Here is a 10,998-nt window from a genome sequence, read left to right as displayed (position 1 = left end):
GACAACTTCCTCGGCCGGTTGTTACACCAGTTCGGCAACCTCCGCCAGCACCCGCGCCGCCGGCGCCGGGTCGACCAGCCACTTCAGGTGCGAGCTGTCGAGGGTGCGGACCCGGAAGGGGTTGTCCGGGGTCAGCGCGTCGCCCTCGCGGATCAGCCGGTCCTGGAGGGCGGGCGGCAGGCTCGTGTCGCGCGAGAGGCGTACGTACGTCTTCGGGATGCGGCCCCACGTCGCGGCCTGCGCGCGGTCGTCCTCGGTGCCGACGTCGAGGTTCTCGTCCGGCTGGAAGGTGTTGAGGAAGGTGCGGAACTCGTCGTCGGTGCCGTCGGCGATGAAGGCCTCCCTGAACGCGTCGAGCGCCTTCTCGTCCGCGGTGCGGAAGTTGACGCGCAGCAGCCCGATTTCGGCCGGGTCGCCCGCCATCGCAAGGCCCAGGGAGGCGGCATCGACCGAGGCCATCTCCGGTTCGGCGTAGTAGGCGCCCACGGTGAGGTCGACCGGGCACCAGGACGCCACGTAGACGATGTGGTCGATCAGGTCGGGCCGCTGGTTGGCCGCCGCCGTGGCGGTGGCGCCGCCGCGGCTGTGCGAGACGAGGACGACCGGACCGTTCTCCTTGGCCCGTTCCAGGACGCCGATCAGGTGCGCGGCGTTGTCGGCGAGGGTGACTCCCTTGATGACGCCCGGTGTTGAGGCGAGGCCCGTCGGGTCCTGCGGGGCCTGGTAAGCGGCCGGGTAGGTCGCCGCGAAGCCGTGTCCCGGCAGGTCGACGGCGGCCGAGCGGTGCCCGAGCAGACCGAGTTCCGCCTGGAGCGGCGCGAAGGAGAAGGAGTTGGCGAACGCTCCATGGACGAGGACGTACGTCGGGTGCACAGGCACGCTCGCTTTCTGACACTTCCAGGACCGCATGTGGCGGTCTTATGGACCGGATGCGTCGATCCTATGCGGCGGGCGGGGCCCGTGCCGCGCTCTTTTATGCGGCGGGCGGCGCCTGTGCCGCGCTCTCCCTGATGGTCAACTCCGGGGTCAGCAGCACGACTTCCTCGGCCGAGCCGCGGCCCTCGATCTGCGCGACGATCTGTTCCACCGCGCGCCGCCCCATCTCCTGCGCGGGCACGGCGACCGAGGTGAGCGGCACCGACGCGTGCCGCGCGACCTGCTCGGGGCAGACCGCGACGACCGACACGTCCTCGGGGACCGCCCGCCCGGACTGGCGCAGCAGGGCGAGCAGCGGGTCGGTGGCTGCCTCGTTCTGCACGATGAACGCGCTGGTGCCGGGGCGCTCGTCGTAGATCCGCGACAGTGTCGCCGACACGGAGGCGTAGCTGCCCTCACAGGGGCGGTGCAAGAGCCGCAGGCCGAGTTCGGCGCTGCGCTCGCGCAGGCCCGTCAGCGTGCGCTCGGCGAAGCCGGTGCGGCGCTCGTAGACGGCGGCGGCCTCGCCGATGACGGCGATCTCGCGGTGCCCGAGGCCCGCGAGGTGCTCGGCGCACAGCGCGCCCGCGGCGGCGAAGTCCAGGTCCACGCAGTTGAGTCCGCTGGTGTCGGCCGGCAGGCCGATGAGGACGGCGGGGCGGCTCGCGGTGCGCAGCAGCGGCAGCCGCTCGTCGTCCAGCTCGACGTCCATGACGATCACGGCGTCCGCCAACGCGCTGCCCTCGATGCGGCGCACGGCCTGGGCGCCCTCCTCGCCGGTGAGCAGCAGGATGTCGTACCCGTGGCTGCGGGCGGCGGTGGCGACCGCCGTCGCGATCTCCATGATCACCGGTACGTACATGTCGGTGCGCAGCGGCACCATCAGGGCGATGATGTTGGACTTGCTGCTGGCGAGGGCGCGGGCCCCGGCGTTGGGGTGGTAGCCGAGCCGGCGCACGCTCGTCTCGACGCGCTCGCGGGTGGCCGCCGAGATGGACCGCTTGCCGCTGAGGACGTAGCTCACGGTGCTCGCGGAGACTCCGGCGTGCCTGGCGACCTCTGCGAGCGTGACCATGGGGTTCTCCTGAAGCCGAGTCCGAGGGGGGGTGGGCACCGCCGGCGTCGGCGGGTGCCGCCCGTCGTTCGGCATGCCGACCCTATGATTTGCGCAGGGTGCCTGTCCAGAAGTCCGTCGAAGCGCTTCGACGCCCTGGTGGGCGCCAGGCGAGCCACCAGGGAGGACACGTATGACCGACGCAACCCCCACCGCCCCCATACGCACCGCATCGGGCCGGGTCCGCGGGCTCACGCAGGGAGCGCTGAGCGTTTTCCGCGGCATTCCCTTCGCCCAACCCCCGGTCGGGGCACTGCACTTGGCGGCGCCGGAGCCGACGTTGCCGTGGGACGGGGTGCGGGACGCGTTCGACTTCGGGCCGCCGCCCCCGCAGTCCCTCGTGGGCGGGCTGACGGGCCGCCCGGTCCCCGAGGGCGAGGACTGGCTGACGGTCAACGTGTGGTCCCCGGACCTCGGCGCCGCGGGCCTGCCGGTGATGGTCTACGTGTACGGAGGGGCGTACGTCAGCGGGTCCTCGGACGGGCCGCACTACGACGGCTCCGCGCTCGCCGCCCGCGGCGCGGTCGTCGTGACCCTCAACTACCGCGTCGGCGCCGAGGGCTTCGGCGTCTTCGACGGAGCGCCCGCCAACCGGGGACTGCTCGACCAGGTGGCGGCGCTGCGCTGGGTGCGCGAGAACATCGCGGCGTTCGGTGGCGACCCGGAGCAGGTCACCGTGTTCGGGGAGTCCGCGGGCGCGGGCTCGGTGGCGTCGCTGCTCGCGATGCCTTCGGCGAAGGGTCTGCTGCGCCGCGCGGTGGCGCAGAGCGTTCCGGGCACGTTCTTCACGCTCGACCTCGCGCGGGACATCGGCGCGGCGATCGCGGAGCGGCTCGGGGTGCCGGGCGCGGGGGCCGCCGAGCTCGCCGCGGTCGCGCCGAAGGCGTTGCGCGACGCCACCGACGACCTGGTCCGCGCGCTGCCCTCGTACGCGGACCGCTGGGGCCGCGTCGCCCACACGGCCACCCCGTTCTCGCCGGTGGTCGACGGCGAGGTGCTGCCCGTCACCCCGTGGGAGGCGCTCGCGGGCGGCGCCGCGCGCGACGTCGAGCTGCTCGTCGGGCACAACCGGGACGAGTACCGGCTGTTCTCCATCATGGCGGGCCGGTACGGGAAGACGACGGAGGAAGAGGCGGCAGCGGCACTGCTCCGGTTCGGTCCCGGGCCCGCCGCCGAGGCCGACTACAGGGCCGCGTATCCGGCCGCCGATCCGACGCTGCTGCACGAACTCGTCATGTCCGACTGGCTGTTCCGGATGCCGTCGCTGCGCCTGGCCGAGGCACAGGCGGCGGGCGGCGGGACCGCGTACGCGTACGAGCTGTGCTGGGCGGCGCCCGGCGCGGGCGGCACGATGGGCGCCGCCCACGCGTTGGACGTGCCGCTCGTCTTCGGTGCGCTCGAATCGGACTTCGGCGGCCTCTTCCTGGGTGGTGGACTCCCGGCCGAGGCCGTGGCGTTGTCGCAGGAGATGGGCGCCGCGTGGGCCGCGTTCGCGAAGGACGGGGACCCGGGGTGGGCGCCGTTCACCGCCGGCGAGCGCTCGACCCGTGTCTTCGACGCCCCCTCGCACACGGGCCCGTACCCGGAGGAGGCCTCGCGGCTGCTGTGGGAGGGCTTCGACTTCGCACCGCTGGACCTGGAGCCCGGCGTGACCGCGCCGGAGCGACGCGCCGAGGGCTGAGCGATTCGAAGGCGGTTCCGCGCCTACCGTCTCTGGCATGAAGAAACGCGCGCAAGTGTCCCTCGTGCTGCTCGCCGGGGCCTCCGGGGCCGTGGACGCGCTCGCGTTCACGGCCCTCGGACACGTGTTCGCCGGCGTGATGACCGGGAATCTCGTACTGCTCGGCATCTCGGCGGGCCACGGGTCGGGCCACGACGTCACCGGGCCGCTGTACGCGCTCGGCGGGTACGCGGTGGGGGCGGCCACAACCGCTCTCGTGTGCCGGGGCATTCGGGAGGCGCGGACGACGGAGTGGCCGGGCCGGGTCGTCGCCTGCCTCGCCGCGCAGTGCCTGCTGCTCGGCTTCGTCGCCGTGGCGGGCGGCCTGCTCGGCGGGGATCCGGTCGGGGCCTGGCGGACCGTGCTGCTCGTGGTCGCCGCCGTGGCGATGGGCGCGCAGTCCGCGGCGATGGTGGTCGCGGGGTCGGGTGCCGCGCCCACCACGTATTTCACGGGGACGCTGACGACACTCGTGACCGGGGCGGTCGACGGGTCCGGACGGGACCGGGAACAACTGTGGGTGATCGGCCGGTTGTTGGCCGTGATCGGCGGCGCGGCCTGCGCCGTAGCGGTGCGGGAGGCCGCAGCGCCGTGGGGATTCGTGCCGCCTGCCGTCCTGACCGCCGCCGCGGTCGCGTGCCAGAAACCTGCACACCGAATGCGCAGGGCAGTCACGGAGCTTCGCAAAAAAACATTGCCCCATACAAGCACCGCACGCCATTGATGCACGCCTGTCCCCCTTTGCTGTCCTGCGACACAGGGAGTTCACATTCCCCTCCGTGAAGAATGTGAAGGACGTGCCACCCAGCTGTGAACACCCAGGCACACGAAGGCAATTGGCCTCCCGGATCCCCTATGAATGGACCCGGTCGGATTAGCTGAGCGACGCGTCAACATGCTTTGATCCTCCGCATCGCATGACGGCCGCAGGGATTCGCAGCCACCGATTTCCAGCGCGCCCCGCGAATTTTGAAATACCCGGACATACCCAAGAAGGGCGGCTCATCATGAGCAAGCACATCGAGACCGTTGAGATCTCGGACGCCGACCTCGACAACGTCTCCGGCGGTCTCGTCGGCGGCCTCGTCGGCCAGGTTCAGGGCACCGTTGACGGCATCGCCCCGGTTTCGGGCACCGTCTCCTCCGTCACCAACACGGTCGAGGGCCTCACCGGCCTGAACACCGGCGCCGTGACGGGCCTCGTCGGCGGCGTGACGGCCGGCCTCTGAGTCGGATTCGATCCCTCGGGATCACCGCGCCACCTCCTGACGGGTGGCGCACCCCAAGCCTCGGGACCCCGTGTCCCGGGGCTTTCGGGGTGTCCGGGTACCGAGTCCATTCGATCCGGCCCGGTATGGAAGCTAGGTAAGGGAAAGACTCCGTGCAGTTCCGCCAACAGGCCCTGTCCAAACTGCAGTCGCCGGAGGAGCTCGATCTGCCGGTGCGCCTCGCGCGGCCGCAGGGACTGCTCGTACTCGCCGTCACCGTCGTCGTGATGGTCGCCGCCTGCGTCTGGGCCGTCACCGGTTCGGTGTCCTCGACGCTCAAGGCGAACGGCATCCTCACGTACGCGCAGGGCAGCTACGTCCTGCAGACCCCCGTCACCGGGCAGGTCACCGGCCTGTACGTGAAGGAGGGCCAGCGGGTGCGGGCGGGCGCGCCGATCCTCAAGGTGCAGACCGCGCAGGGCAACCGGGCCGTGCGGGCCATCGACGCCGGCCGGGTCACGGCGCTCGTCGCGCGGATCGGCTCGGTCGTCACGACCGGCTCCGACGTGGCGACGGTGGAGAAGACCGGCTCGACGCGTGATCCGCTGCTCGCGATGCTGTACGTGCCCGCCACCGGCGCGGGGAACGTGGACAAGGGCTCCGACGTCGACCTCAACGTGCCGCAGGCGCAGCAGTACGGCGTGCTGCGCGGGACGGTCAAGGCCGTCGGCCGCGCCGCCGAGACGAAGCGGCAGGTCACCGATTTCGTCGGGGACAGCTCGCTGGCGGGCGAGTTCACGAAGGGCGGGGCCCGCGTCCCGGTCCTCGTCGAGCTCACCAAGGCGGACACCAAGTCCGGGTACGCCTGGTCCTCCGACGGTGGGCCGCCCTATCCGCTCGCCTCCATGACCCTCACCTCCGGCTCCGTACACCTCGCCGATCAGCGCCCGATGGATTGGCTGAAGCCGTGACCACGACCTCCCTCCCGCCCGCGGGCCACCGCCCGGACCGCCGCCGCGCGCGCCCCGCTCCCCCGCCGGCCAAGCGTCGCCGCAAGGTGCGCACACCAACGGTGCTCCAGATGGAGGCCGTCGAGTGCGGCGCCGCGGCGCTCGCGATGATCCTCGCGCACCACGGCAGGCACATCCCGCTGGAGGAGCTGCGCATCGCGTGCGGCGTCTCGCGGGACGGCTCGCGCGCCTCCAACCTCCTGAAGGCGGCCCGCAGTTACGGCATGACCGCCAAGGGCATGCAGATGGAGCCGGCCGCGCTCGCCGAGGTGCAGGGCCCGGCGATCCTGTTCTGGGAGTTCAACCACTACGTCGTCTACGACGGCATGGGGCGGCGCTTCGGGCGCCGCGGCGTGCACATCAACGACCCCGACAAGGGCCGCCGCTTCGTGCCGATGGAGGACTTCGACACGAGCTTCACGGGTGTCGTTCTCGTCCTGGAGCCGGGCGACGACTTCCGTACGGGCGGGCGCAAGCCGGGCATCATGACGGCGCTGCCCGCACGGCTTCGCGGCACCACCGGCACGATGCTCGTCGCGCTGCTCGCGAGCCTGCTGCTCGTCGGCGTGGGCGCGGCGGTGCCCGCGCTCAGCAAGACGTACATCGACCTGTTCCTCATCGGCGACCAGACCTCGCTGCTCGGCGCGCTGTTCGCGTCGATGGGCGCGATGGTGGCGCTGACCGCCGTCCTCACGTGGCTGCAACAGATGAATCTGCTGCGCGGCCGCATCATCTCCTCGACGCTGAGCAGCGCCCGCTTCTTCGGGCATCTGCTGCGCCTGCCCGTCACGTTCTTCTCGCAGCGCAGCCCGGCCGACCTGGTGCAGCGCCTCCAGTCCAACGACGCGGTCGCCGAGACCCTGGCCCGCGACCTGACGGCGGCGGGCGTCGACGGGATCGTGGTGCTGCTGTACGCGGCGCTGCTGTACTCGTACGACCCGCAGCTCACGGCCGTCGGCGTGGGGATCGCGCTGCTGAACGTGGTGGCGATGCGGATCGTCGTGCGGCTGCGGGCGACGGGCACGCAGAAGCTGCGCGCGGACACGGCGCGGCTCACCAACACCTCGTACACGGGCCTCCAGCTCATCGAGACGATGAAGGCGACCGGCGGCGAGAACGGCTACTTCCGGCGGTGGGCGGGCCAGCACGCGACGACCCTGGAGGAGCAGCAGAAGCTCGGGGTACCGAGCGCGTGGCTCGGCATCGTCGCACCGACCCTCGCGACGCTGAACAGCGCGCTGATCCTGTGGATCGGCGGCATGCGGGCCGTCGAGGGCCATTTGTCGGTGGGTCTCCTTGTCGCCTTTCAGGCGCTCGTGACCCGCTTCACGGCACCGCTGACCCGGCTGAACGGCGTCGCGGGCCGCATCCAGGACTTCGCCGCCGACGTGGCCCGCCTCAAGGACGTGGAGAACTTCCCCGTCGACCAGCTGTACGCGCGCCCAGAGCAGGTGCAGAGCACGCGCCGGCTGCGCGGCCACATCGAGCTGGACGGCATCACGTTCGGCTACAGCCCGCTCGACAAGCCGCTCCTGTCCGGCTTCTCGCTGACGGTGGGGCCCGGCCAGCAGGTGGCGCTCGTCGGCGGCTCCGGCAGCGGAAAGTCCACGGTCTCCCGCCTGATCTCCGGCCTGTACGCGCCGTGGGAGGGCGTCATCCGGATCGACGACCGGCGCCTGGACGACATCCCGCGCGGCGCGCTCGCGGCCTCGGTCTCCTTCGTCGACCAGGACGTCTTCCTCTTCGAGGGCACGGTCCGCGACAACGTCGCCCTGTGGGACCCCTCGATCTCCGACGAGGCCGTCGAGGAGGCGCTGCGCGACGCGTGCTTGTACGACGTGGTGGCGCGCCGCCCCGGCGGTGTGCGCGGCCGGGTCGAGCAGGACGGCCGGAACTTCTCCGGCGGGCAGCGCCAGCGTCTGGAGATCGCGCGGGCCCTCGTGCGCCGTCCCAGCATCCTCGTGCTCGACGAGGTGACCAGCGCGCTCGACGCGGAGACCGAGCAGACGGTCATGGACAACATCCGGCGGCGCGGCTGCGCCTGCGTCGTGATCGCGCACCGCCTCAGCACGGTCCGCGACAGCGACGAGATCGTGGTCCTCGACCACGGCCAGGTCGTCGAGCGCGGCCGCCACGAACACCTGGTGCGGGCCGGCGGGCCGTACGCCGAGCTGGTCAAGGAGCACTGACATGACCGACCTGCACCAGGAGTTCACCTCCTCCGACCAAGTGGTGGCGGCCTTCGGCGGCCTGGGCGCCCCCGTCGACTGCACGGACCTGCGCAGCCTTCCCCTGGAGGGCCCGCACGTGCTGTGGCTCGTCGCGGGCGGCGCGCTCGACCTGTTCGCGGTGGACGTGCAGAGCCAGGGGCACTGGCACTTCCTGGGCCGCCTGGAGCCGGGCACGCTGCTGCTCGGCCCGGTCGAGGGCACCCAGCACACGCTCGTGGGGCGGCCGTTGAGCGGCTGCGCGGTGCGCCGCATCCCGCTGCGCGAGCTGCCGTACGCGCCGCCGGCCTCCTATGACGCGGCCGGTTCGTACGGCTGGAGCCTGCTGGAGGAGGCCTTCGCGCTCGGGGTCGGCCGCGGGCAGCAGGTCCTGTTCGAGGCGCCGCTCGACGGGCGCGCCGTCGGCGCACACGACGTGCAGGGGGACTCCTTCCTCGGCGACGACGACGTGCTGTGGCCGCAACTGGCGCCCGGCAGCGTGCAGTACGGGTCCGCCTACGCGGCGGACGCGGCGGCCGATCTGCTGGTCGACACGGGTCTGTGGCAGCGCATGGTCAACCAGCAGTGGCGGCTGCTCTCCACGCTCGACCGCTGGATCGAGCGCCTGGAGAGCGCCCACGAGGACCGCGCCGCCGCCGGCATCCGCGCGGGAGAGGCCGTCCGCGAGCAGGCCGACCGCACCCTGCTGGCGTCCATGGGCACCAAGCGCGGGCGCCGGAACTCCTCCGACGCGGGCGCCGACGCCACGTACGCGGCCTGCAAGGTCGTCGCGGACGCGGCGGGCATCCGGCTCGTCGACCCCGACCACGTGGGCGCGGTCAGCGACCGCCTCGACCCGGTCGAGCAACTCGCCACGGCCTCCCGGCTCCGCACCCGCCCCGTACGGCTCGCCGGGGACTGGTGGCGCCGCGACGCGGGCCCGCTGGTCGGCTACCGGGCCTCGTCCGGGGCCCCGGTCGCGCTGCTGTACCGGCGCGGCGGATACGAGACGGTGAACCCGGCAGGCGACCGGCGCACCCGCGTCGACGAGGACAACGCGGAGGACTTCGAAGAGCGGGCGATCATGCTCTACCGCCCGCTCCCCGACGGCGATCTGACCCCGCTGCGGCTGATGCGCTTCAGCGTGCAGTCGATGACGAAGGACATCCGCAGGCTGCTCCTTGCGGGCCTGGTCACGGTGGGCCTCGGCGCGCTCGTGCCCATCGCGACCGGCCAGGTCCTCGGCACGTACGTCCCCAACGCACAGACCAGCCTCATCACGCAGGTCTCCCTCGCGGTCGTGGTCACCAGTGTGGTGACGGCGGCGTTCATGCTGCTGCAGAACCTCACGGTGCTGCGCATCGAGGGCAGAGTGGAGAGCGTCCTCCAACCGGCGGTCTGGGACCGGTTGTTGAGGCTCCCGACGCGCTTCTTCGCGTCCCGCTCGACGGGTGAGCTGGCGAGCGCGGCGATGGGCATCAGCTCGATCAGACGGCTGCTGTCCGGCGTGGGCCCGATCGTCGTCCAGTCGACGACGGTCGGCGCGATGAACCTCGTCATGCTCCTCCTTTACAGCGTCCCGCTGGCGATGGCGGCGCTCGGCATGCTGGTCCTGGTCGCGGCCGTCTTCCTCACGCTCGGCCTGCTCGAACTGCGCTGGCAGCGCCGCCTGGTGAAGCTCGGCAACAAGCTCAACAACCAGGCGTTCCAGACGCTGCGCGGGCTGCCGAAGCTGCGGGTCGCGGGCGCGGAGAGCTTCGCGTACGCGGCGTGGGCGAAGGAGTTCGCGCGCACCCGGGAGTTGCAGCGCAGGGCAGGACGCATCAAGAACGCGACGACGGTCCTCAACTCGGTCTATCTCCCGCTGTGCTCGCTCGTGATGTTCATGCTGCTCGCGGGGCCGGCCCGCGGCTCCATGTCGGCGGCGTCCTTCCTCACCTTCAACACGTCGGTGACGATGCTCCTGACGTCGGTGACCCAGCTGACCGGCGCGCTGATCTCGGCGGCCGCGGTCCTGCCCATGTTCGAGCAGATCAAGCCGGTGCTCGACGAGAAGCCCGAGGTCCGCGAGGCGGCCACGCAGCCGGGCGAGCTGACCGGCGCCCTGGAGGCGCGGGGCGTCTCCTTCCGCTACACCGACGACGGGCCGCTGGTCCTCGACGACGTGAACGTGTCCATCCAGCCCGGCGAGTTCGTGGCGGTGGTCGGCGAGAGCGGCTGCGGCAAGTCCACGCTGCTGCGCCTGCTGATCGGCTTCGACGCCCCGGCGTACGGCAGCGTCCTGTACGACGGTCAGGACCTCTCGGCGCTCGACCAGGCGGCGGTGCGGCGCCAGTGCGGCGTCGTCCTTCAGAACGCCCAGCCGCTGAGCGGGTCGATCCTCGACTGCATCTGCGGCGCCGAGTCCTTCACGCAGGAGGAGGCGATGGCGGCGGCCGAGATGGCGGGCCTCGCGGAGGACATCAAGCGGATGCCGATGGGGCTGCACACGATGATCTCGGGCGGCGGCGCGGTCTCCGGCGGGCAGCGTCAGCGGCTGATGATCGCGCAGGCGCTGATCCGGCGACCGCGGATCCTCTTCTTCGACGAGGCGACGAGTGCGCTCGACAATGAGACGCAGCGGATCGTGATCGACAGCACGAAGGCCCTCCGGGCGTCGCGGGTGGTCATCGCGCACCGGTTGTCGACGGTCATGGATGCGGACCGGGTTGTTGTGATGTCGGCGGGGCGGGTGGTCCAACAGGGGTCGCCCGAGGAGCTGTTGGCGGATACGGGTGGGCGGTTGCACGAGTTGGTGCGGCGGCAGATGGCGTGACGCCGGGGG

General features: G+C 71.9%; 8 protein-coding genes. 6 read left to right on the top strand and 2 right to left on the bottom strand.

The features are described from left to right. Positions 1 to 21 precede the first annotated feature (21 nt). Together OG746_RS17920 and OG746_RS17915 are read right to left on the bottom strand one after the other, a co-directional pair. Positions 22 to 909 carry an alpha/beta fold hydrolase gene (locus tag OG746_RS17920; RefSeq protein WP_524540422.1) on the bottom strand — a complete coding sequence of 296 codons (888 nt, stop codon included), beginning with the start codon at positions 907 to 909 and terminating at the stop codon, positions 22 to 24. Positions 910 to 973: 64 nt separating this feature from the next. After that, entirely contained in the window at positions 974 to 1,990 is a 1,017-nt protein-coding gene (locus tag OG746_RS17915; RefSeq protein WP_266715674.1) for a LacI family DNA-binding transcriptional regulator, read from the bottom strand. Positions 1,991 to 2,162: 172 nt separating this feature from the next. Between OG746_RS17915 and OG746_RS17910 the strand changes: the two genes are divergently transcribed. The 6 genes from OG746_RS17910 to OG746_RS17885 all read left to right on the top strand — a co-directional run bounded on the left by OG746_RS17910 (position 2,163) and on the right by OG746_RS17885 (position 10,989). Beyond that, entirely contained in the window at positions 2,163 to 3,710 is a 1,548-nt protein-coding gene (locus tag OG746_RS17910; RefSeq protein ID WP_266715672.1) for a carboxylesterase/lipase family protein, read from the top strand. A 37-nt stretch (positions 3,711 to 3,747) separates the two neighbouring features. After that, positions 3,748 to 4,473, top strand: coding sequence for a DUF1275 family protein (locus OG746_RS17905; protein WP_266715670.1), 726 nt, complete (start codon positions 3,748 to 3,750; stop codon positions 4,471 to 4,473). A 283-nt stretch (positions 4,474 to 4,756) separates the two neighbouring features. Further along, the gene (locus tag OG746_RS17900) at positions 4,757 to 4,978 is read left to right on the top strand and encodes a type A2 lantipeptide (protein WP_266715668.1); all 222 of its coding nucleotides are present in this window, start codon (positions 4,757 to 4,759) and stop codon (positions 4,976 to 4,978) included. A gap of 152 nt (positions 4,979 to 5,130) precedes the next feature. After that, complete coding sequence (locus OG746_RS17895; protein WP_266715666.1) at positions 5,131 to 5,928, top strand: DUF2118 domain-containing protein; 798 nt, start codon at positions 5,131 to 5,133, stop codon at positions 5,926 to 5,928. Further along, complete coding sequence (locus OG746_RS17890) at positions 5,925 to 8,156, top strand: NHLP family bacteriocin export ABC transporter peptidase/permease/ATPase subunit (protein ID WP_266715664.1); 2,232 nt, start codon at positions 5,925 to 5,927, stop codon at positions 8,154 to 8,156. The genes OG746_RS17895 and OG746_RS17890 overlap by 4 nt, the downstream gene beginning before the upstream one ends. 1 nt (position 8,157) lies before the next feature. After that, the gene (locus tag OG746_RS17885; RefSeq protein WP_266715662.1) at positions 8,158 to 10,989 is read left to right on the top strand and encodes an NHLP bacteriocin export ABC transporter permease/ATPase subunit; all 2,832 of its coding nucleotides are present in this window, start codon (positions 8,158 to 8,160) and stop codon (positions 10,987 to 10,989) included. Positions 10,990 to 10,998: the final 9 nt, after the last annotated feature.

Source organism: Streptomyces sp. NBC_01016 (genome assembly GCF_026341035.1).
Lineage (GTDB): Bacteria > Actinomycetota > Actinomycetes > Streptomycetales > Streptomycetaceae > Streptomyces.
Note: the sequence above shows the minus strand (reverse complement) of the source record. Positions and strands in the feature narration are given on the sequence as shown.